The 22662-nt window shown below is 68.0% G+C and carries 15 protein-coding genes; 4 read left to right on the top strand and 11 right to left on the bottom strand.

Annotated features, from left to right (window positions below; all coding sequences use genetic code 11):
* Positions 1-97 precede the first annotated feature (97 nt).
* Positions 98-1315, bottom strand: a complete 1218-nt coding sequence (locus ABZ845_RS26795; RefSeq protein WP_360984182.1) for a CapA family protein — start codon at positions 1313-1315, stop codon at positions 98-100.
* Between the two features lie 20 nt (positions 1316-1335).
* Here ABZ845_RS26795 and ABZ845_RS26790 point away from each other — a divergent pair, with 20 nt between their 5' ends.
* Together ABZ845_RS26790 and ABZ845_RS26785 are read left to right on the top strand one after the other, a co-directional pair.
* Positions 1336-2301 (top strand): hypothetical protein, encoded by a 966-nt coding sequence (locus ABZ845_RS26790; RefSeq protein ID WP_360984179.1) that lies wholly within the window; start codon positions 1336-1338, stop codon positions 2299-2301.
* Positions 2302-2321: 20 nt separating this feature from the next.
* On the top strand, positions 2322-2738 hold the full coding sequence (locus tag ABZ845_RS26785; protein WP_360984176.1) for an NTP pyrophosphohydrolase: 417 nt from the start codon (positions 2322-2324) through the stop codon (positions 2736-2738).
* Between the two features lie 46 nt (positions 2739-2784).
* Here ABZ845_RS26785 and ABZ845_RS26780 read toward each other — a convergent pair whose 3' ends face one another.
* The 9 genes from ABZ845_RS26780 to ngcE all read right to left on the bottom strand — a co-directional run bounded on the left by ABZ845_RS26780 (position 2785) and on the right by ngcE (position 15116).
* Entirely contained in the window at positions 2785-4308 is a 1524-nt protein-coding gene (locus ABZ845_RS26780) for an amino acid permease (RefSeq protein ID WP_360984173.1), read from the bottom strand.
* A 181-nt stretch (positions 4309-4489) separates the two neighbouring features.
* Positions 4490-6427: a 1-deoxy-D-xylulose-5-phosphate synthase gene (gene dxs / locus ABZ845_RS26775; RefSeq protein WP_360984170.1), complete on the bottom strand. Its 1938-nt coding sequence runs from the start codon at positions 6425-6427 to the stop codon at positions 4490-4492.
* A 262-nt stretch (positions 6428-6689) separates the two neighbouring features.
* Positions 6690-7982, bottom strand: coding sequence for a sugar ABC transporter permease (locus ABZ845_RS26770; protein ID WP_360984167.1), 1293 nt, complete (start codon positions 7980-7982; stop codon positions 6690-6692).
* Positions 7979-8770, bottom strand: a complete 792-nt coding sequence (locus ABZ845_RS26765) for an ATP-binding cassette domain-containing protein (RefSeq protein ID WP_360984164.1) — start codon at positions 8768-8770, stop codon at positions 7979-7981. The genes ABZ845_RS26770 and ABZ845_RS26765 overlap by 4 nt, the downstream gene beginning before the upstream one ends.
* A gap of 177 nt (positions 8771-8947) precedes the next feature.
* Complete coding sequence (locus ABZ845_RS26760) at positions 8948-10048, bottom strand: sugar ABC transporter substrate-binding protein (protein ID WP_360984220.1); 1101 nt, start codon at positions 10046-10048, stop codon at positions 8948-8950.
* Positions 10049-10181: 133 nt separating this feature from the next.
* Positions 10182-11381, bottom strand: coding sequence for an ROK family transcriptional regulator (locus ABZ845_RS26755; RefSeq protein WP_360984161.1), 1200 nt, complete (start codon positions 11379-11381; stop codon positions 10182-10184).
* 277 nt (positions 11382-11658) lie between these two features.
* Positions 11659-12582 (bottom strand): carbohydrate ABC transporter permease, encoded by a 924-nt coding sequence (locus ABZ845_RS26750; RefSeq protein WP_360984158.1) that lies wholly within the window; start codon positions 12580-12582, stop codon positions 11659-11661.
* A gap of 58 nt (positions 12583-12640) precedes the next feature.
* Positions 12641-13567, bottom strand: coding sequence for a sugar ABC transporter permease (locus ABZ845_RS26745; protein ID WP_360984155.1), 927 nt, complete (start codon positions 13565-13567; stop codon positions 12641-12643).
* A gap of 97 nt (positions 13568-13664) precedes the next feature.
* The gene (gene ngcE / locus ABZ845_RS26740) at positions 13665-15116 is read right to left on the bottom strand and encodes an N-acetylglucosamine/diacetylchitobiose ABC transporter substrate-binding protein (RefSeq protein WP_360984152.1); all 1452 of its coding nucleotides are present in this window, start codon (positions 15114-15116) and stop codon (positions 13665-13667) included.
* Positions 15117-15606: 490 nt separating this feature from the next.
* Here ngcE and ABZ845_RS26735 point away from each other — a divergent pair, with 490 nt between their 5' ends.
* Positions 15607-18984: a GH92 family glycosyl hydrolase gene (locus tag ABZ845_RS26735; protein WP_360984149.1), complete on the top strand. Its 3378-nt coding sequence runs from the start codon at positions 15607-15609 to the stop codon at positions 18982-18984.
* 414 nt (positions 18985-19398) lie between these two features.
* The gene (locus tag ABZ845_RS26730; RefSeq protein WP_360984146.1) at positions 19399-19764 is read left to right on the top strand and encodes a hypothetical protein; all 366 of its coding nucleotides are present in this window, start codon (positions 19399-19401) and stop codon (positions 19762-19764) included.
* 106 nt (positions 19765-19870) lie between these two features.
* Here the strand turns inward: ABZ845_RS26730 and acnA are convergent, their stop codons facing one another.
* Positions 19871-22600, bottom strand: a complete 2730-nt coding sequence (gene acnA / locus ABZ845_RS26725; RefSeq protein ID WP_360984143.1) for an aconitate hydratase AcnA — start codon at positions 22598-22600, stop codon at positions 19871-19873.
* Positions 22601-22662 lie beyond the last annotated feature (62 nt).

Raw genomic sequence — 22662 nt, 5'->3', positions numbered from 1 at the left:
ACCTCAGACATGTAAGGCGCAGGTGAAGTTGCAGTAAGTCGGAGGTGATCTGCGCAACATCGCGTTAACCTCCGACAATACGGAGCAAAAGCGTCGCCTACTCGGGCAATGGCGTCAGCGGCTCGAGGCCGTCCTTGGCCGCGCGACGGTTGAGCAGCGTGCCTTCGGTGCGTTCGAAGGCGAACCGCAGCCGGGCCCGCTGGGCGCTCGTGAGGTCATGGTCGTCCCGGAGCGCGGCCGCCACGTCCAGCAGGCGGTAGTCCCGCACGTCGTCGTCGGTGTAGGCGGCCGTCCCGCCGTCCCGGGCGTTCTCGGCGTCCGGCGGGATCATCAGCAGCGTCGGCTCGTAGCGGGGCTGGACCTCCCAGACTCCCTTGCCGTGCTCGGTGAACGTGAACCAGGCGATCACGCCCTCCTCGGTCAGCCCCGTGGGCACCTCGTGCCGGGCGATCTGATTGCCCAGGCCGTAGGTGATCCAGGTCCCGTCGACCTTCTCCATCGGTTCCACGACGTGCGCGTGGTGGCCGATGACCAGATTGATGCCGGTGTGCCGGGCGATCTCGCGGGCGAATGAGATCTGGGAGCCGGAGGGTTCGGGATGGTGCTCGCGTCCCCAGTGCAGAGAGAGGATCACCACTTCGGCACCGGCCTTGCGGGCGCGCTGCTCGGCGGCCTTGATCCTGCCGAGGTCCTGCTGGTTGGCGAGCCAGGGCTTGTCCTTGGGCAGCGTGTGCGGCTCGTTGAAGCCGTACGCGAAGGAGATCTGCGCGACCTTGACGCCCTTGACGTCCATGATCAGCGGCGTGAGCGCTTCCTTCTGGGTCCGGAAGGAGCCCGTGTGCTTGAGGCCCGCGGCGTCGAGCGCGTCCAGGGTGCGCTTCACGCCCTCGTAACCGTGGTCGAGGGTGTGGTTCGAGGCGGTGGAGCAGGTGTCGTAGCCGACGTCCTTGATCGTCTTCGCGGTCTGCGGCGGCACCTGGAAGTCCGGGAAGCCCTCGAAGGGCCCCCGGGGTGTGCCCATGACCGGCTCGAAGTGGCAGATCGCCAGGTCGGCCTTGCTGATCACCGGCTTGATGCCGGCCATCATCGGCCCGAAGTCCAGCCCCTCCACACCCTTGCCGGTACGCTTCGCGTCCTTGCGCGCCTGGTCGACCAGCTCGGGATGCATCAGGATGTCGCCGGCGGCGGCGACCGTGAAGGAGCGCCCGCCCCCCTGCGCCTTCGCGTCGTCGGAGAGAAGGCCGCAGCCGGAGACGGCGACGAGGGAGAGCGGGGTCAACAATGTCAGCAGGGCGCGGCTGAGGCGTCTATTCACCGGGATATCTTGATACAACCATGAGAGCGACCCGTCCGCGTACGATAACGATCGCAATAGTCCTGCTGGTTGCCGCCGGTCTCGCCGGCGCGCTCACGACGCTGGTCCACGGTTCCCGCGGGACCGCCGCCAGGCCCGCCCCCGTGCGCCCCGGGCAGATCGACCTGGCACGCACGGTGGCGGACTACACGAGCCGGTTCGGACCCGGCCACGGCTACCGGCGGCCGAGCCAGGACGACCGCCAAGCGATCGCCGACGCGGTCGGACTGCTGCTCGACGGACACCGCCGGCAGGCTGAACAGCAGCTTTCACAAAGGGACTTCATCCTGCGCAACATCACCGACCAGGTTTCCGGACGCCACTTCGCGGAGGTGGCCGACCGCACGGACGACGCCGTGGCACCCCGCGGCTGGGGCCGGGTCTACCTCGATCTGGACCACCGCCCCGGATGGTCGGTGCAGGTACCGCACCCCGTTTTCGACCGGGGCACGGAGCAGTTGGGCGTGCAGGTTCTGCGTGGCTCCCCCGGCGGCGTCCTGATCATCGCGGGAGCACATCGCAAAGCCGGGGTCGGGAACTCCGCGGACGTCGCGCATCGCGAGGACACCGTCTTCAGCGCCGTCTGCGACGAGCTGGCCCGCCGCGGGATGCCGGGCATCCAGCTCCATGGCTTCGCCGCCTCCGCCGTCCCCGGCTACGACGTGGTCGCCTCCACCGGTACCGGGACGGCGGGCCGCCAGGACGGCCTCAGGCTCGCGGACGCCCTGCGCGCACACGACTTCTCGGTGTGCCGGGCGTGGGCACGGTCCTGCCCGCTTGAAGGCACCGAGAACGTGGAGGGCCACGCCGCCGCCGCCGACCACGTGCCCTTCCTGCATGTCGAGCTCTCCCCGACGGTGCGCGCCGGCGGACGGCCCGCCGAGCGGGCGGTCACCGCCATCGACGAGATCACCCGCGGATGGGCCGCGTCCACCGCGACACCGTGAGCCGGGGGACCATGGCAGATATGACGGACGCCGCGAACACCCCGGACACCCCGCACGCACCGGGCCCGGTCCTGCCCCTGGTCATCGTGGACGGCGCGAACGTCGTCGGGTCCGTGCCGGACGGCTGGTGGCGCGACCGGCGCGGCGCCGCCGAGAGGCTGCGGAACCGGCTGGTTCCCTGTGCGATGTCCGGCGTCGCCGGTCTGCCCGGACCGGTGGATCTGGTTCTGGTGGTCGAGGGCGCGGCCCGGGGCGTGCCCTCCGTGCCAGGGGTACGAGTCGAGGACGCGCCCGGCAGCGGTGACGACCGCATCGTGGAACTCACGGCAGCCGCCGGGGACCGTCCCTGTCTGGTCGTCACCGCGGACCGCGGGCTGCGGCACCGGGTGACCGCACTGGGCGCGGAGGTGACCGGCCCGCGCGCGGTGCTCCGCTGAGCGCCGACGGCCGTGGCTACGGCTACGGCTACGGCTACGGCTACGGCTACGGAGTGCTGCCCGCGGGTGGCCGCGGGACGTCTCCCGTCACGGCCCCCTCGCGCCGGGCCAGCCGGCTGTGCGTGCGGCCGTAGAGGAAGTACAGGACGAACCCGACGAGCAGCCAGCCCGCGAACCGCAGCCATGTCACCGTCGGCAGGTTCAGCATCAGCCACAGCGAGGCGCCCACCGACACGATCGGAAGGACCGGCACGAACGGCGTGCGGAACGAGCGCGGCAGGTCCGGCCGCGTCCTGCGCAGGATGACCACGCCGATCGCGACCACCACGAACGCGAACAGCGTGCCGATGTTCACCAGTGCCGCGAGTTCGCTCAGGCTGGTGAAGCCCGCGATGACGGCGATGACCACGCCGAGCAGCACGGTCGGCCGGTGCGGGGTCTTGAACCGTGGGTGGACATGGGAGAAGAAGCGCGGCAGCAGCCCGTCGCGGCTCATCGCGAAGAAGATCCGGGTCTGGCCGAGCAGCAGGATCATGCAGACGGTCGTCAGGCCGACCGCCGCACCGAAGCTGATCACCCCGGCGTACCAGGGGTGCCCGATGGCCTTGAAGGCGTCGGCGAGCGGCGCGTCCACGGACAGCTTCGAGTAGTGCTCCATCCCGGTGACCACGATCGACACCGCGACATACAGCAGCGTGCACACGAGCAGGGACCCGAGGATGCCGCGCGGCATGTCGCGCTGGGGGTTCCTGGTCTCCTCGGCCGTCGTCGCCACGATGTCGAAACCGATGAAGGCGAAGAAGACGACGGACGCCGCCGTGAAGATGCCGAGGACCCCGTAGTTCGACGGTGTCCAGCCGAACATCAACTGCACCAGCGGGCCGCTGAGGGAGCCTTCCGCCGCCACCGGCTGCGGCTTGGGAACGAACGGCGCGTAGTTGGCACCGCTGATGAAGAAGGCACCCGCGATGATCACGATCAGCACCACGGTCACCTTGATCGCGACGACGAGTTGGGTGACCCGAGCGGAGAGCTTGACGCCCACGACGAGGATGGCGGTGAGCACCAGGACGAGCGCCGCGGCGAGGATGTCGAAGCCGAACCCGTGCGCGCCGTCCCGGCCGCTGAGATAACCGGGAAGATGCCAGCCCGCATTGTCCAGCAGGGAGCGGAGGTAGCCGGACCACCCGACGGCCACGACCGCCGTGCCCAGGGCGAACTCCAGGACCAGGTCCCAGCCGATGATCCAGGCGGGCAGCTCGCCGAGGGTGGCGTACGAGAACGTGTACGCGCTTCCCGCGACCGGGACCGTCGAGGCGAACTCCGCGTAGCAGAGCGCGGCAAGCGCGCAGACGACGCCGGCGATCACGAAGGACAGGGAGACGGCCGGGCCCGCGTTCTCCTTGGCGACCTTGCCGGTCAGCACGAAGATGCCGGTGCCGATGATGACACCGATGCCGAATACGGTCAGGTCGAGGGCGGAGAGGGTCTTCTTGAGCGCGTGTTCGGGTTCCTCGGTGTCCCGGATCGACTGCTCGACGTTCTTCGCCCGGAAGAGAGTGCTGATCACGGCGTACCTCCCACGCTCGTCGTCCCCGACATGATCGGGAGGGGGCGTAATCCGTATGCCCCGCCGCAGGCGGATTCACGCAAATGGGCCGGTTTCGCCACCGTAATGATGGAGAAACCGGCCCAGGAACGACCATTCGGGCCGTTCGGTCGCGTCAGTCGGGCACGTCGTCCACGCCGCGTCAGTCGCGCGCGGAGTCCACCGGGTCAGCGGCCTCGGCGATGCCCGTACGGTCGTCGAACCGGCCGTCGAGCTTGGCGACGAGGCCGGTGACCTGGCGGGCGATGTCCGGGGCGGTCAGGCCGATCTCCGCCATGACCTCCTTGCGCAGGGCGTGGTCAAGGAAGCGCGGCGGGATGCCGAAGTCCCGCAGCGGTACGTCGACACCCGCGTCCCGCAGGGCCTGCGCGATCGCCGAACCGACACCGCCGACACGCGAGTTGTCCTCGACGGTGACGACCACGCGGTGCTGCGCGGCGAGCGGGGCGAGCGCCTCGTCGACCGGCTTGACCCAGCGGGGGTCGACGACGGTGGTGGAGATGCCCTGCTTGTCGAGGAGGTCTGCGATCTCCAGGCACATGGGCGCGAGCGCGCCGACGGAGACCAGCAGCACGTTCGGTACCGGGGCGTCCGCCTTGCGCAGTACGTCCATGCCGCCGACGGTGGCGACCGCGGGGACGGCGGGTCCGACGACGCCCTTGGAGTAGCGCAGCACGGTCGGCGCGTCGTCCACGTCGACGGCCTCGCGCAGCTGGGCGCGCAGCTGTTCGGCGTCGCGCGGCGCGGCGAGCCTGAGGCCCGGCACGACCTGGAGCATCGACATGTCCCACATGCCGTTGTGCGAGGCGCCGTCGTCGCCGGTGACACCGGCCCGGTCGAGCACGAAGGTCACACCGCACTTGTGCAGGGCGACATCCATGAGGACCTGGTCGAAGGCGCGGTTGAGGAACGTCGCGTACACCGCGAACACCGGGTGCACGCCGCCGGTCGCGAGGCCGGCGGCGGAGACCGCGGCGTGCTGCTCGGCGATGCCTACGTCGTAGATCCGGTTCGGGAAGGCGTCCGCGAATTTCTTCAGGCCCACGGGGTGCAGCATCGCCGCGGTGATGGCGACGATGTCCTCGCGCTCCCGGCCGAGCTTGACCATCTCGTCGCCGAAGACGGAGGTCCAGCTCGCGGCGGCGGCCTTGATGGGCAGGCCGGTGTCGGGGTGGATGACGCCGACGGCGTGGAAGCGGTCGGCCTCGTCCTCGACGGCGGGCCGGTAGCCGCGGCCCTTCTCGGTGAGGCAGTGCACGATGACCGGGCCGCCGAACCGCTTGGCACGGGCCAGGGCGGACTCCAGGGCCTCGATGTTGTGCCCGTCGATCGGGCCGACGTACTTGAGGCCCAGGTCCTCGAACATGCCCTGCGGGGCGATGAAGTCCTTCAGGCCCTTCTTGGCGCCGTGCAGGGTCTCGTAGAGCGGCTTGCCGACGACCGGCGTGCGCTCCAGCACCTCCCTGGTGCGGGCCAGGAACTTCTCGTAGCCGTCCGTGGTGCGCAGGGTGGCCAGGTGGTTGGCGAGGCCGCCGATGGTGGGAGAGTACGAGCGCTCGTTGTCGTTGACGACGATGACGAGCGGACGGTCCTTGGCGTCGGCGATGTTGTTGAGCGCCTCCCAGGCCATGCCGCCGGTGAGGGCGCCATCACCGATGACGGCGACGACGTGGCTGTCGCGTTCGAGCAGCTGGTTGGCCTTGGCGAGGCCGTCGGCCCAGCCGAGGACCGTGGAGGCGTGCGAGTTCTCGATGATGTCGTGCTCGGACTCGGCGCGTGAGGGGTAGCCGGACAGACCGCCCTTGGCGCGCAGCTTCGAGAAGTCCTGACGCCCGGTGAGCAGCTTGTGGACGTAGGCCTGGTGCCCCGTGTCGAAGAGGACCTTGTCCCTGGGCGAGTCGAAGACGCGGTGCAGGGCGATGGTGAGCTCGACCACGCCGAGGTTGGGGCCGAGGTGGCCGCCGGTCTTGGAGACAGCCCCGACGAGGAAGGTCCGGATCTCCTCGGCCAGCTGGTCCAGCTCCTCCAGGCTGAGCCGGTCCAGATCGCGCGGTCCCGTGATGCGGGTCAGCAGCGGCACCCGTGCCTCCTTGCGTTGAGCTGTTTCGAGCTTGCCGGGCCTGTCGAGTCTAATGTTCCGCTCCTGCGGATCTTGTACGGCCCACCACGTGACAGTGCCCGGCGCCGCCAAGGGCACCGGGCACAGGTCAGGATGTGGGGGCGCAGCGCCCCTCAGGGGCACGGGGCACTACCGATATGCGGATTCGCCGCCTGGGGGCCGCCGGCCACCTCGGACCGGCAGCGGGCAGATCGCCCGCGCCCCCACGGCGAGTGGCCGGTGGCTACGCCCGTCCCGCGGTCTTCTGCGTCTTGCGCGTCACCGCGTCGATGACGACGGTCGCCAGCAGAACACCACCGGTGATCATGTACTGAACCGGCGAGGCGATGCCCTCGAGGGCAAGGCCGTACTGGATCGACACGATCACGAGCACACCGAGCAGCGCGTTCCACGTGCGGCCCCGGCCACCGAAGAGCGACGTACCGCCGATGACGGCCGCGGCGATCGCGTTCATCAGCAGGTCACCGCCGCCTGCGCCCTGGTTGGCGGAGGCGATCTTCGAGGCGATGAACAGGCCGCCGAGCGCGGCGAAGGTGCCGGAGATCGCGAAGACCGAGATCCGGACCATGGCCACGTTGATACCGGCACGGCGGGACGCCTCGACGCTGCCGCCGAGCGCGAAGATCTTCCGGCCGTACGCGGTGCGGCGCAGGACGAAGTCGGTGACCAGCAGCATGCCGATGAAGATCACCACAGCGAGCGGGAGGCCCTTGTACTGGTTGTAGATGACGGCCACGGCGAACGCGAGGATCGCCAGCAGCGCCGTCCGCAGGATCGTCTCGCTCAGCGGCCGGGACGGCACACCGGCGACCTCGCGCCGCTTGTTGCCGAAGAAGGAGCTGACGAAGTACAGCACGGTCACCGCGAGCGCGAGCCCGTAGGAGGCGGCCACGTCGGAGAAGTAGTACGTCGTCAGCTTGGCCACCAGGCCGTCGCTGTTCAGGTTGATCGTGCCGCTGTCGCCCAGGATCTGGAGCATGAAGCCGTTCCAGAACAGCAGACCGGCCAGGGTCACGGCGAACGCCGGTACGCCGATCTTCGCGAAGACGAAGCCGTGGAGGGCTCCGGCGACCGTACCGGTGAGGATGGCCAGCACGAAGGCCAGTACCTCGTTCATGCCATGCGTGATGTTCAGCACCGCGAAGGCGGCGCCCGCAACACCGGACACCGAGCCGACCGACAGGTCGATCTCACCGAGCAGCAGCACGAAGACGATGCCGACGGCGATCAGGCCCGTGCCGACCATGGCGACGGAGATGTCGGAGAGGTTGCCCGCGGTGAGGAAGTTCGAGTTCAGGCTCTGGAAGATGATCCAGATGATCACCAGGCCCAGGACGACGGGGATCGAGCCCAGGTCACCGGCCTTCATCTTGCGCTTGAACTCGGTGATGTAGCCCGCGAAGCCCTGTTCGCGCACCAGCAGCCGGGGGTCGACCGCGGTGACCGCCTTCGCGGCGGCCTCGGTGTTCTCCACGACGGTGTCCTCGGGGGGCGTGGAGGTCTTGTCGATGCTCACTTCTTGATCTCCCCATTGCTGCGCGCCGCACGACGGGTCACGGCGTTGTCCGTGGCGCCGGTGATGGCGGAGATGATCTCTTCCTGCGAGGTCGTCTTGACCTCGAAGACACCGTTGTTGCGGCCCAGGCGCAGCACCGCCACCTTGTCCGCGACGGCCTTCACATCGGCCATGTTGTGGCTGATGAGGATGACGGCGTGACCACGCTCACGCAGCCGCTCCACGAGGTCGAGGACCTGGGCGGTCTGCTCGACGCCGAGGGCGGCGGTGGGCTCGTCGAGGATGACCAGCTTGGGCTCGCCGAGCATGGAGCGGGCGATGGCCACGACCTGGCGCTGACCGCCGGAGAGCGAGGCGATCGGAATGCGGACGCTGGGGATGCGGATCGACAGCGTGTCGAGCAGCTCACGCGACCGGCGCTCCATCTCGACCTCGTCCAGGACACCGAACCTGCGCAGCTCCCGGCCCAGGTAGAGGTTGCCGACGACGTCGATGTTGTCGCACAGGGCGAGGTCCTGGTACACCGTCGCGATGCCCAGGCTCTGGGCGTCGTGCGGCTTGTTGATCTGTACGGCCTTGCCGTCCCACTCGATGACACCCTCATCGATGGGGTGCACGCCGGCGATCGTCTTGACCAGCGTGGACTTTCCGGCACCGTTGTCGCCCACGAGGGCGACCACCTCACCGGCGTGGACCTCAAGCTCTACGTCGGTGAGCGCCTGAACGGCACCGAACCGCTTGGAGACCCCGCGCAACGCCAGCACGGGCGTAGCGGACACGTGAACCAACTCCTTCGCCGCCTGACCCGGCGGGAGGTTGTGCAGAAGTTTGGGGGATGTTCCGTCCGGCGCCCCGCAACGAGCTTGCGGGGCTGGTGAGTGCGGGGCGCCGGAGGAGCCTTGATCGCCAGTCCCGTAAGGGAATTCAAGAACGAATTCCCTTACGGGGAAAGGACTGGGTGGGTATTACTTCAGGCCGATCTTGTCGCAGGCCGCCTTGTACTGCGCGGTGCAGATGTCGGGGATCGTGTAGACGCCGTCCTTGATGACGGTGTCCTTGATGTTGTCCTTGGTCAGCGACTGGACCGCGACCAGGACCGACGGGACCTGCTTGGTGGTCGGGCTGTCGACCTTGTCCTTGGCGACGGAGTCGAGCGCCTTGCCCTGGGCGAGGTCCACGGCCATCTCGGCGGCGGCGTCGGCCTCGGGGGCGTACGGCTTGTAGACGCTCATGTACTGCTCACCGGCGACGATGCGCTGCACACCCGCGAGCTCCGCGTCCTGGCCGGTCACCGGGACGTTGGAGATGCCGGCGGCCTTGAGGGCGGTGATGATACCGCCGGCCATGCCGTCGTTGGCGGAGTAGACGCCGACGATGTTCTGCTTGCCGATGGCCGTGATGGCGCCCTCCATGTTGGAGTTGGCGTTCTCCGGCTTCCAGTCCTTGGTGTCGTACTCCTTGCCGATGTTCACCTTGCCGTCGAGCACCTCGTGGGCGCCCGCCTTGAACTGCGCGGCGTTCGGGTCGGTGACGGAGCCGTTCATCATGACGATCTTGCCGGACTTGGCCTTGGAGCCGAGCGCCTTGAGGAGGGCCTCGCCCTGGGTCTTGCCGACGGTCTTGTTGTCGAACGAGGTGTAGGCGCTGATCGGGCCCTGCGCGAGACGGTCGTAGGCGACGACCGGGATACCGGCGTCCTTGGCCTTCTGGACCGAGCTCTGGATGGCCGCGGAGTCCACCGCGTCGACGATGAGCACGTTCACCTTGTTGGTGATCATGGTCTCGACCTGCTGGTTCTGCAGGCTGGCGTCCTGCTTGGCGTTGGCGTAGACGACCGTGCCCTTGCCGTTCGTGAGCTCCTTGACCTTCTTCTCGATCAAGGGGCGGTCGAACTTCTCGTAACGCGCGGTCTGGTTCTCGGGGAGAAGCAGACCGACCTTGATGTCGTCGCCCGCCTTGGCGCTGGACGAGGACTTGGAGCCGCCGCCGGACTCCTTGGCGCTGCCGCATGCGGCCAGCGAGACGGCCATGGCACCAGCAGCAACGGCGAAGGCCGCACGACGCATACGCGTGTTCACTTCACAAACCTCCCTGACGAGGCCGCGACGTTGCGGCCGAGGTGGCTGGAAGTCAACTCGGCCACACGTGCGAGGTCAAGAAGTAAATCCTTAACGGGTTGGCAACGATGCCATCCGTTCTCTAAGTGAAGGCGGGCACGGCCGCGGGGGCATTCCCCTCAAGAAGGGTCGAATCGCCCATCTCATTGAGGGCGAGAGCAAGCGCTCCGAGCACCTCGGCGCGGCCCCCGAGCGCCCCTGGAAGCACCGACAGCTGGCGGGCCGCGCTGGGGATCGCGTACCGGCCGACGGACTCCCTGATGGGCGCCAGGACCAGCTCTCCGGCCTCGGCGAGGTCACCGCCGAGGACCACCCGGCTCGGGTTCAGCAGATTGCAGAGGTTGGCGACACCGCTGCCGATGTGCCGGCCGACGTCGGCGATCACCCGGCGGCAGCCCGGATCGCCGTCCCGCGCCAGCCTGACGACGCCTTCCATGGTCAGATCGGTGCCGTGGCTGGACTGGAGCAGCGGCAGGACGTAGCGCGCCGCCGCGAACGTCTCCAGGCAGCCGCGGTTGCCGCAGCGGCAGACAGGACCGGATTCGTCGAGGGTGATGTGCCCGATCTCCCCGGCGGTTCCGCCGGGCCCCCGGTAGATCTTGCCCTCGATCACCAGACCTGCGCCGACACCGCTCGCGACCTTGATGTACGCCAGGTCCCTGACCCCTCGGCCACTGCCCCAGACCAGTTCGCCGAGGGCTCCGAGGTTGGCGTCGTTGTCCACGTACACCGGCACGCCGAGCCGCCCCCGCAGCTCCTCGGCGGGCTTGGCCCCGGTCCAGCCCGGCAGGATCGACGTGGACCCCAGCGTGCCCGACTCCACATCGATCGGACCGGGCACGCCAAGACCCACGCCCGCGACCTTGGAGCGGTTCACCCCGGTCGCCTCGATCAGCCTGCTGACCAGCCGTTCCGCCCGGTCGAAGCCCTGCGCGGCGGAGGAGTCCACATCCAGCGGCTCCGACTCCTCGGCGAGCACCTGATGGGCGAGGTTGCCGATCGCCACGCGCAGATGCGTGTGCCCGAAGTCGACGCCGATGACGATCCCGGCGTCACCGCTCAGGGAGACGCTGCGGGCCCTTCGGCCACCCGCCGATGTGGGCGTGACCTCGACGGTTCCGCTGTCCTTGAGCTCCCGCACGATGTTGGAGACCGTGGCCGCGGACAGGCCCGTCGTCCTCGCGATCTCCGCCTGGGTGAGGGATCCTGCCAGCCGCACGGCGCGTACGACCCGCTCCAGGTTGGCTCGGTGCAGCGACGACTGCGACCCTGGAGTCTCCACGACGACCTCCTGAGAACGGGGCCGCCTCGATGAGGCCCCGCCTATGTCCAACTAGTGAACTCTAAGCTGAGCTGTTCGGGTTGCCTCCCGTCAAGAGGTTGAGCCGCATCCGGGTCCCTGGGCGCACATCCGTGCAGGGCAGACACATGTGTGCGCGCCGCTCCCCGCCGGGAACGGCGCGCGGCCAGCCCGCCCGCCGGGCACTGTGACCAAGCGCACAGGGGCGGCTACTCCACCGGTGCCGATACTTCAAGAACTCGGCCGGTTCAAGGCTTGGCTACTTCAGGGCCCCCGCCGTCAGCCCCTGCACCACCTGCCGCTGGAAGACGACGTACGCCGCGAGCACCGGCAGCATCGCCATCACCAGGCCCGCGAAGAGCCCGGACCAGTCGCCCTTGTAGCCCTGACTGGCGGCGAGCTGCACCAGGCCCTGTGTCAGGACGTGCTTGTCGGGGTCGGTGTTCAGCACCGTGGGCAGCATGTACTGGTTCCACTGACCCAGGAAGTTGAAGATGCCCACGCTGATCAGCCCCGGCTTCGCCATCGGGAGCATGATCTGGAAGAACGTGCGGGTGTGCGAGGCCCCGTCCACGAACGCGGCTTCCGCCACCGAGGTCGGCAGCGTGCGGAAGAAAGCCGTCAGGAAGAACACCGTGAACGGCAGCGAATAGGCGATGTAGACCAGGATCAGACCGTGAATCGTGTTGAGCAGCCCCATGTTGTTCACGACATAGAACAACGGGACCAGCGCCAGCATGATCGGAAAGCTCATGCCGCCCACGAACAGGTAGTAGATGAACCGGTTGCCGGGGAAGTCGAACCGGGCCAGGACGTACGCCGCCATCGATCCCAGCACCAGCGTTCCGATGAGCGACCCCCCCACCACCAGGACGGTGTTGAGGAAATAGTCGCTCATATTGGCGTCGGTCCAGGCCCGTGCCCAGTTGTCGAAGTGGAGTTTGTCCGGCAGCGCCCAGGGTGAGCTGAAGATCGAGTCGTCGTCCTTGAAGGATGTCATCACGGCCCACAGCAGCGGCAGGACCACCATGAACGCCCACAGCACGAGGACGCCGTGCGAGAAGACATTGAGGACGGCACCCTCCCGCTTCTCGCGGGGCCGCCCCTTTGCGGGGGCCGCGGTCCTGGTGACGGCGGAGCCGGATTCCGCCGGGAGAGGGGCGGGCGTTTCGGTCGTCTTCATGATCAGATCTCCAGCCGCACGATCAGGACTCCAGCCATGTGATCGGATCCGCGCATGCTCAGAACTCCACCCGCTCGCGCCGGCCGAGCCGCATCACGATCGCCGCGAAGAGCAGCGTCACGACGAGCAGGGCGACACCGATCGTGGTCGCGTAGGCGGCCTGACCGTCACGGAACGCCTTCTGGTAGACGTACAGCACCATGACGGTGGTCGAGTAGTCGGGGCCGCCCGGTCCGGTCGTCATGATCTGTACGACCGCGAACGACTCGGCACCCAGGGCCAGGATGCCCATGTACACCCAGCCGGACTGCACGGTGTCCCACAGCAGGGGCAGCGTGATCCGGAAGAACGTCGTGGTGCGGCCCGCGCCGTCGAGCAGCGCCGCCTCGTAGAGGTCCCCCGGGATGGAGGCCATGCCCGCGGAGAAGAGGACCACGAAGAAGCCGACCGTGGACCACACGAGGACCGCCATCACACACCACAGCGCGAGGCTCGGATCGCCGAGCCACAGCGGCTGGATGCTCCCGAGCCCGATGCCGCGCAGCAGCGAGTTGATCGCGCCGCTGTCCGGGTTGTACGCGAAAGCGAACAGCAGCGCGACGATGGCGATCGAGAGCACCTGCGGGAAGAAGTAGACGATCTTGTAGAAGGACGAGCCGCGCACACCGGTGATCACCGGTCCGCCCTTCCGGCGCCGTCCGCCCACATTGATCATGAACGAGAAGAACAGCGCCAGACTGATCGTCACCAGCGGGAGCAGCAGCGCGAACAGCAGGCTGTGCCACAGCGACTTCCAGAAGATGTCGTCGTGGAACATCCTTTTGTAGTTGTCGAAGCCCACCATCTTGAATTCGGGGCTCAGGCCCGTCCAGTCCGTGAACGAGTAGTAGATGGACTGGATGAACGGCCATACGACGAACAGCGCGTACAGCCCGAGGGGCACCGCCAGGAACCCCACGATGAACCGGTACTTGCCGTGGTGCATTACTACCGACCCCGATCTCGCCGCTGCTGCCTGAGGGATTGGCCGCCGGTCCTGGAAGCCGTGAAACGGGCCGGCGGCCACCGCTGGTGACGGTCCCTCACTGGTGCTTGTAGTGCTTGATCGTCGTGTCCTTCGCGGCCTCGTCGGCGAAGCCCTGGATCTTCTTGACGGCCTCGGCCGGGCTGAGGCGTCCGGCCATCATCTCGCCGAGGCCGGCCACACCGATCTTCTCCTTCTGCAGCTGCACGTACCAGTCCTGCAGACGCGGGTTCAGGACATTGCTGCCCGCCTTCTCCAGCGCCGCGACACCGGACTTGAGGCCCGGAGTGAGACTGATACCCGTGGTGCCGCCGTTGAATGCCGTCAGCGACTTGACCTTGGTGGTGAAGTTCTTCGAGGACGCCTCGCTGAGCATGATGCGCAGCTGCTCCATACCGCCGTACGGGTTCGCCGCCTTGGCCGGGACGATGAAAGGCTCGCCGCCGGAGGCCCAGATCGTGCCGAAAGGCATCTTGTCGGAGGCGTCGATGCCCGAAGGCGCGGAGACGGCGAGGTCGAAGTCGGCCGGGATGACGTTCGCGGACTCGTTCTCCACCCAGGAGCCGTTCGGGATGAACAACGCGTTGCCCTTGGCCCAGGCGGTCTGCGACTGGATGTGGTCGAGCCCGGGAGTGCCCTTGAGGATGTAGCCCTTCTTGTACAGCTCGTAGTACGCCTCGAAGCATGCCTTGACGGCTGGATGCTTCCAGGCGTTCGGCTCAAGGTTGTCAATGGCGTCAAGTACCTCGCGACCGCCGACCTTGCCGATCATCGGATACAGGGAGAAGGGGATGTAGTACGGGTACTTGCCCGCGTACGTCCAGCCCGCGATGCCCTTCTTCTTGGCCTTCTCGCAGACCTTGAGCATCTCGTCCCAGGTCTCCGGGTACTTCTCGCCGAGCGAGTCGAGGAGCTTCTGCGAGTACCACACGCCGTACACCGTGTAGGCGTAGTACATGATCCATACGGGGTTGCCGTCGAACTGCCCCATCTCGACGATGCCCGGACGCAAAGTGTCGCGGACCTTCTTCGCGGGATCGTCGAACGAGGGCGCGTCAAGGAGCGGTGTCAGGTCGGCGAGCTGCTGCTTGCCGACGAGAACGCCCATGTCCATCTGCTCGGCACCGGAGTTGTCGATGAGGTCCGGCGGATTTCCCTGGTTGAACCGGGGCTGGAGGGTGGACTGGATCTTCTGTGTGGCGGAGAACTTGACCTTCGCCTTGGGGAAGTCCTTCTCGTAGATCTTGACCGCGTCCTCGGCGTACTCCTTTCCGAAGCCGCCGTCGAAGAGCACGAACTCCATCTGCGCGCTCTCGTTGACGCCGAGGGGGTTCTGCTTGGTCTTCTTGCCCGCCTTGGCCTTGTCGTTCCCGCCGCCTCCGCTGCTGGCGCAGGCGGACAGGAAGCTCATCGTGGGAACGGAGACCAGACCGAGCGCGGCGGACCGCTTGATCAGATCACGGCGGCCTACGCCTGCGGGTTCTGCGCGCTCTCCGGAAGTGGATCCCATGCTCAAGTCCTCGCCTTCTCCAGGACTCAGGCGGTGAACCGGATCCTCCCCGGCACCGCGGTGATGGTGAAGCTCGGGTCGTGCACGAGGGATTCAGTGGGACAGCACGGCGTTCGATCGCACCGCACTCCGGTCGAACGGACGGCCGTCTTCCGATTCCCCCCGGGTCCTGCCAGTCGTGCCCGTCTGCGGCTGCCGCAAACGCAGAGGGCAGCCGCTCCGGTCGCCGACAGGTATAGTCCACTTCCCGCCAATGGAGCAAGATCGAATGCAAGGTTGGCGCCGCGCTTTTCCGAGTTGAGACCTCGCGGAAACAACCCGCGACGGGCACACGCCGGGGAACATCAAGAATGGCCGTATCTCCGCATTGAGCCCGAATGCCACACCCAACGCCCTTGACACCATGAACCACTTGACGACCTACTGGTCCCTGCGCGGCCAACTTGACAACGTTGTCCATATTTTCACGGCGCAGGGAGGGTGCTTGCGTATGCGGCACAGATCTCGGCACAGACGGGCTCCTACGGCGGTCGTGGCAGCGGCCGTCTTCGCCTTGCTTCCGGCCACCCAGGGCGCGGCGGTGGCACTGCCGGCGCGGGCGGCCGTTGCCGATCAGGCGTTCGCCTCGTCGTTCGAGCCGGGCGATACGGCCCCCACATGGCTGGACACCGTGGACACGGCGGCGGACGGTTCGCAGCGGGCGTCCGGCGTGGACGGCACCATGGACGGGGGCACCACGCCCGCACCCAAGAACATGCGCACCCTGGTGGACCGCGGCCCCGCCGGCTCCCCGACCGCCAAGACGGGCGCGGGCTTCACGGGCAAGCGGGCGCTGTGGTACGCGGGCAGGCACACGGCGGACGGGCGGGCGTACTCCTACAACAAGGTCTTCGACGTCGACGTGAGCGTCGGACGGGACACCCAGCTGTCGTACCGCGTCTTCCCGGCGATGGCGGACGGGGACCGTGACTACGACGCCACGAACGTCTCCGTCGACCTGGCCTTCACCGACGGCACGTATCTGAGCTCCCTCGGCGCGCTCGACCAGCACGGCTTCCCGCTGACCCCGCAGGGCCAGGGCGCGTCCAAGAGCCTGTACGTGAACCAGTGGAACAACATCGTCTCGCGGATCGGATCGGTCGCGGCCGGCAAGACCGTGGACCGGATCCTGGTCGCGTACGACTCGCCCAAGGGTCCCGCCAAGTTCCAGGGCTGGCTGGACGACATCGTCCTGAAGACCGTGCCGCCCGACAAGCCTCAGGCGCATCCGTCCGACTACGCGGTGACCACTCGCGGCACCAACTCCAGCGGTTCGTTCTCGCGCGGCAACAACTTCCCGGCGACCGCCGTCCCGCACGGCTTCAACTTCTGGACGCCGGTGACCAACGCGAGCTCGCTGAGCTGGCTGTACGACTACGCACGGGCCAACAACGCGGACAATCTGCCCACCATCGAGGCGTTCAGCGCCAGTCATGAGCCGAGTCCCTGGATGGGCGACCGGCAGACGTTCCAGGTGATGCCGTCCGCCGTCTCCGGCACCCCCGACACCGGCCGGGCGTCACGGGCGCTGTCCTTCCGGCACGAGAACGAGACCGCACGGCCGTACTACTACGGAGTGACCTTCGAGAACGGCCTGAAGGCGGAGATGGCGCCCACGGACCACGCGGCGGTGCTGCGGTTCACCTACCCCGGCGACGACGCGAGCGTCATCTTCGACAATGTGACCGAGCAGGCGGGGCTGACGCTCGACAAGGCGAACGGCGTCGTCACCGGCTTCTCGGACGTGAGGTCCGCACTGTCGACGGGCGCTACGCGGCTGTTCGTCTACGGCAGGTTCGACGCGCCCGTGACGGACGGGGCGGCCTCCGGGGTGAAGGGCTATCTGCGCTTCAAGCCGGGCGCCGGTCACACGGTGACACTGCGTCTGGCCACCTCTCTGATCAGCACCGCCCAGGCCCAGGACAATCTGCGCCAGGAGATCCCCGACGGCACCTCCTTCGGCCAGGTGCGCGCCCGGGCCCAGCGGGCCTGGGACGGGCTGCTCGGCAGGGTCCAGGTCGAGGGCGCGACGGCGGACCAGCTCACGACGCTGTACTCCTCGCTCTACCGGCTGTACCTGTACCCCGACTCGGGCTTCGAGAAGGTGGGTTCGGCCTACAAGTACGCCTCGTCCTTCTCCCCGCCGAAGGGCCCGGACACCCCCACCCGCACCGGAGCCAAGATCGTCGACGGCAAGGTGTACGTCAACAACGGCTTCTGGGACACCTATCGGACGGCATGGCCCGCGTACTCCCTGTTCACGCCGAAGCAGGCCGGTGAACTGGCCGACGGCTTCGTGCAGCAGTACAAGGACGGCGGCTGGACCTCACGATGGTCCTCGCCCGGCTATGCGGACCTGATGACCGGCACGTCCTCGGACGTGGCGTTCGCGGACGCCTATGTGAAAGGCGTGAAGTTCGACGCCAGGACGGCCTACGACGCGGCGGTGAAGAACGCGACGGTCGTGCCGCCGTCCGCCGGAGTCGGGCGCAAGGGCATGACCACCTCGCCGTTCCTCGGCTACACGAGCACCGGCACCCGCGAGGGCATGTCGTGGGCGATGGAGGGCTACATCAACGACTACGGCATCGCGAAGATGGGCCGGGCGCTGTTCGCCAAGACCGGAGAAAGGCGCTACAAGGAGGAGTCGGCGTACTTCCTCAACCGCGCCCAGGACTATGTCGACCTCTTCGACTCCAGGATCGGCTTCTTCCAGGGCCGCGACGGGCACGGCGGCCGGCGGCTCGACCCCTCGGCGTACGACCCGCGGGTGTGGGGCTACGACTACACGGAGACCAACGGCTGGGGCTATGCCTTCACGGTCCCGCAGGACAGCCGGGGCCTGGCGAACCTGTACGGCGGGCGTCCGGGGCTCGCGCACAAGCTGGACACCTTCTTCGCGACGCCTGAGACGGCCGAACCGCGGTTCGCGGGCTCGTACGGCGAGGTCATCCATGAGATGACGGAGGCGCGCGATGTCCGGATGGGCATGTACGGGCACTCCAACCAGGTCGCGCACCACGTCCTGTACATGTACGACGCCGCGGGCGAGCCCTGGAAGGCGCAGGCCGGCGTCCGCGAGGTCCTCTCCCGCCTCTACACCGGCAGCGAGATCGGCCAGGGGTACATCGGAGACGAGGACAACGGCGAGCAGTCCGCCTGGTACGTCTTCTCGGCGCTGGGCTTCTATCCGCTGGTGATGGGCAGCGGTGAGTACGCCATCGGGTCGCCGCTGTTCACCAGGGCGACCGTGCACCTGGACAGCGGAGCGGACCTGGTGATCAAGGCCCCGCGCAACAGCGCCGGGAACGTGTACGTCCAGGGACTGACGGTGAACGGCAAGCGATGGTCGTCCACGTCCCTGCCGCACGCGCTGCTGGCCAAGGGCGGGGAGCTGGACTTCGACATGGGTCCGCGGCCGTCGTCCTGGGGCACCGGGAAGAACGCGGCACCGGTGTCGATCACCCAGGACGACAAGGTGCCCTCGCCCCGCGCCGACGTGCTGAAGGGGGCCGGCGCGCTCTTCGACGACACATCGGCCACGGAGGCGACGGTGACGAGCGTCGACCTGCCGGTGACCGGGCCGGCCAAGGCGGTGCAGTACACCCTGACATCCCCGGCGGACCACACGAAGGCCCCCGGCGGCTGGACCCTCCAGGCATCCCGGGACGGCACGAAATGGACGACGCTCGACGAGCGCTCGGGCGAACGCTTCACCTGGGACCGGCAGACCAGGGCGTTCTCCGTCCCGCACCCGGGCTCGTACGCGCACTACCGGCTGGTGCTGAGCGGGGAGTCGACCTTGGCGGAGGTGGAGCTGCTGGCCTGACACAGCGTGTATCAGCCTTGTCAGTCTTACGGAGGAACGCCCTTGACATCGTTGTCCACCGCTGAAGTACAGTCATGCACAGACCATTAGGACAACGTTGCCCCACCGGCCGCGAGCGCCATCGGTGACACAAGCCATCAATCACCCGGTCCGGCTCTCTCCCCCCGTGCCGGTCCGGCTCGCGGACCGGGTGGCACGCACACCTGCCACCCGGTCCGCCCGGAGCCCCCGCCCGACGAACCCCGCCGCCCGCCAGGGCTCCCGAAGCGACCCATGGCAACCCACGGCAACCCGATGGGTACGGAACGTCACTCGTCGGGGCGGTGTTGCCCGTCCTCGCCCACGCGGGGGCAACCCTAGTGCTCTGGTGGTCATCTACCACTACGAACGAAGCGATTGGGGAGAGGGCGGGCTGTGCAGGGTTCCGGTGCGGACGGTGGCCGCGGTAAGACCATCGCCGGTTCCTGGTGGTCGGCCGCGGTGGCGAACCTCTTCATCGGTCTGGGCGCGATACTTCCCGGCGTGTGCGTGCGCTGGCTGCTGACGAGGTACGCACTGCTCCCCTGCTACGACGCGTTCGGCTGTGCCAGGGACGCCGCGGACCACACCGTCAGCATGGTCCTCGGCGCGGTGCTCGGCAGCGCGTTCGTCCTCGGCATGATCCTGGTGGTGGACGTGCTCGTGCCGTGGCAGGAGGGCAGGTCGATGAATCTGTGGCTCGGGATGACCACGTTGGTACCGGCGCCGTTCGCCATCGCCACGGTCGCCGGATGGATCTAGTGCCGCGGCAGGCAGAGGACCCCGCCTTGCCGGCCAGGTCGCCGCACAACGTCCGAGGGCCGTATCCCCGCCGGGGATACGGCCCTCAAGTGCCTTACCGGACCGCTTACTTGCGGATCAGGTTGCGCAGCACGTACTGCATGATGCCGCCGTTGCGGTAGTAGTCGGCCTCACCGGGGGTGTCGATGCGGACGACCGCGTCGAACTCGACGCCCGAGTCGGTGGTGACCTTGACCGTGCGCGGCGTCGTGCCGTCGTTCAGCTCGGTGACACCGGCGATGGAGAAGGTCTCCTCACCGGTCAGGCCGAGGGCCTCGGCGCTCTGGCCCTCCGGGAACTGCAGCGGCAGGACGCCCATGCCGATGAGGTTCGAGCGGTGGATGCGCTCGTACGACTCGGCGATGACGGCCTTGACGCCGAGCAGGGCGGTGCCCTTGGCGGCCCAGTCACGGGACGAGCCGGAGCCGTACTCCTTGCCGGCCAGGACGACCAGCGGGATGCCCTGCTCGATGTAGTTGCGCGAGGCGTCGTAGATGAACGACACCGGCGCCCCGTCTTCACCTTCGGCGGACCGGGTGAAGTCGCGGGTGTAGCCGCCCTCGGTGCCCGGCGCGATCTGGTTGCGCAGGCGGATGTTGGCGAACGTACCGCGGATCATGACCTCGTGGTTGCCCCGGCGGGAGCCGTAGGAGTTGAAGTCACGACGCTCCACACCGTGCTCGGTGAGGTACTTGCCGGCCGGGGTGTCGGCCTTGATGGCACCGGCCGGGGAGATGTGGTCGGTGGTGACCGAGTCGCCCAGCTTGGCGAGCACGCGGGCACCGGCGATGTCGGTGACCGGGGCCGGCTCCATCTCCATGCCCTCGAAGTACGGAGGCTTGCGGACGTACGTCGACTCGGCGTCCCACTCGAAGGTGTTGCCGGTCGGGATCGGCAGGGACTGCCACTGGGCGTCGCCCGCGAAGACGTCCTGGTAGGACTTGTTGAACATGTCCTCGCCGATGGCGTTGGCGACGACGTCGTTGACCTCGGCCTCGGCCGGCCAGATGTCCGCCAGGAAGACCGGCTTGCCGTCCTGGTCGGTGCCCAGGGCGTCCTTGGTGATGTCCACCTTCATGGAGCCCGCGATGGCGTAGGCGACGACCAGCGGCGGGGACGCCAGGTAGTTCATCTTGACGTCGGGGTTGATCCGGCCCTCGAAGTTGCGGTTGCCGGACAGGACCGAGGTGACCGCGAGGTCGTGGTCGTTGACGGCCTTGGAGACCTCCTCCGGCAGCGGGCCGGAGTTGCCGATGCAGGTGGTGCAGCCGTAGCCGACGAGGTTGAAGCCGACCTTGTCGAGGTACGGGGTCAGGCCCGCCTTGTCGAAGTAGTCGGTGACGACCTTCGAGCCCGGGGCGAGGGTGGTCTTGACCCACGGCTTGCGGGTCAGGCCCTTCTCGACCGCCTTCTTGGCCACCAGGGCGGCGGCGACCATGACGTACGGGTTGGAGGTGTTGGTGCAGGAGGTGATGGCCGCGACCGTCACCGCACCGTGGTCGATCGTGTAGGTCGTGCCGTCGGGGGCGGTGACCTGGACCGGGTTGGACGGCACGCCGTTGGTGGCGGCCGGCGCGTCGGAGGCCGGGAAGGACTCCTTGCCCGCCTCGTCGACGGTGTCGACGTAGTTGCGCACGTCGACCTTGAACTGCTCGGCGGCGTTCGCGAGGACGATGCGGTCCTGCGGGCGCTTCGGGCCGGCGATGGAGGGGACGACCGTGGACAGGTCCAGCTCGAGCTTCTCGGAGAAGTCCGGCTCGGCGTGCGGGTCCAGCCACAGACCCTGCTCCTTGGCGTACGCCTCGACCAGCGCGACCTGCTGCTCGGAACGGCCGGTCAGGCGCAGGTAGTTGAGGGTCTCACCGTCGATCGGGAAGATCGCGGCGGTGGAGCCGAACTCCGGCGACATGTTGCCGATGGTGGCGCGGTTGGCGAGCGAGGTGGCGGCCACGCCCTCGCCGTAGAACTCCACGAACTTGCCGACGACACCGTGCTTGCGGAGCATCTCGGTGATGGTCAGCACCAGGTCGGTGGCGGTGGTGCCGGGCTTCAGCTCACCGGTGAGCTTGAAGCCGACGACGCGCGGGATGAGCATGGAGACCGGCTGGCCGAGCATCGCGGCCTCGGCCTCGATGCCGCCGACGCCCCAGCCGAGGACACCGAGGCCGTTGACCATGGTGGTGTGCGAGTCGGTGCCGACGAGGGTGTCGGGGTATGCCTGGCCACCCCGGACCATGACCGTACGGGCCAGGTGCTCGATGTTCACCTGGTGGACGATGCCGGTGCCGGGCGGGACGACCTTGAACTCGTCGAAGGCGGTCTGGCCCCAGCGCAGGAACTGGTAGCGCTCCTTGTTGCGGCCGTACTCCAGCTCTACGTTCTGCTTGAACGCGTCCTGGGAGCCGAACTTGTCGGCGATCACGGAGTGGTCGATGACCAGCTCGGCCGGGGCCAGCGGGTTGATCTTGGCGGGGTCGCCGCCCAGCTCCTTCACGGCCTCACGCATGGTCGCGAGGTCCACGACACACGGAACACCGGTGAAGTCCTGCATGATCACGCGGGCCGGCGTGAACTGGATCTCCTGCGACGGCTGGGCCTGGGAGTCCCAGTCGCCGAGGGCACGGATGTGGTCGGCGGTGATGTTCGCGCCGTCCTCGGTGCGGAGCAGGTTCTCCAGCAGGACCTTGAGGCTGTACGGCAGGCGGGCCGAGCCCTCCACCTTGTCCAGCCGGAAGATCTCGTACGACTCGTCGCCCACCTGCAGCGTGCTGCGGGCGTCGAAGCTGTTCGCCGACACGACAGTCTCCTTCATTGATGTGCGCGTACCACCGCATCCTGCCGCCACGACAGTTCGGCCGA

The organism is Streptomyces sp. NPDC047022 (assembly GCF_040644155.1).
GTDB lineage: Bacteria > Actinomycetota > Actinomycetes > Streptomycetales > Streptomycetaceae > Streptomyces.
Note: the sequence above shows the minus strand (reverse complement) of the source record. Positions and strands in the feature narration are given on the sequence as shown.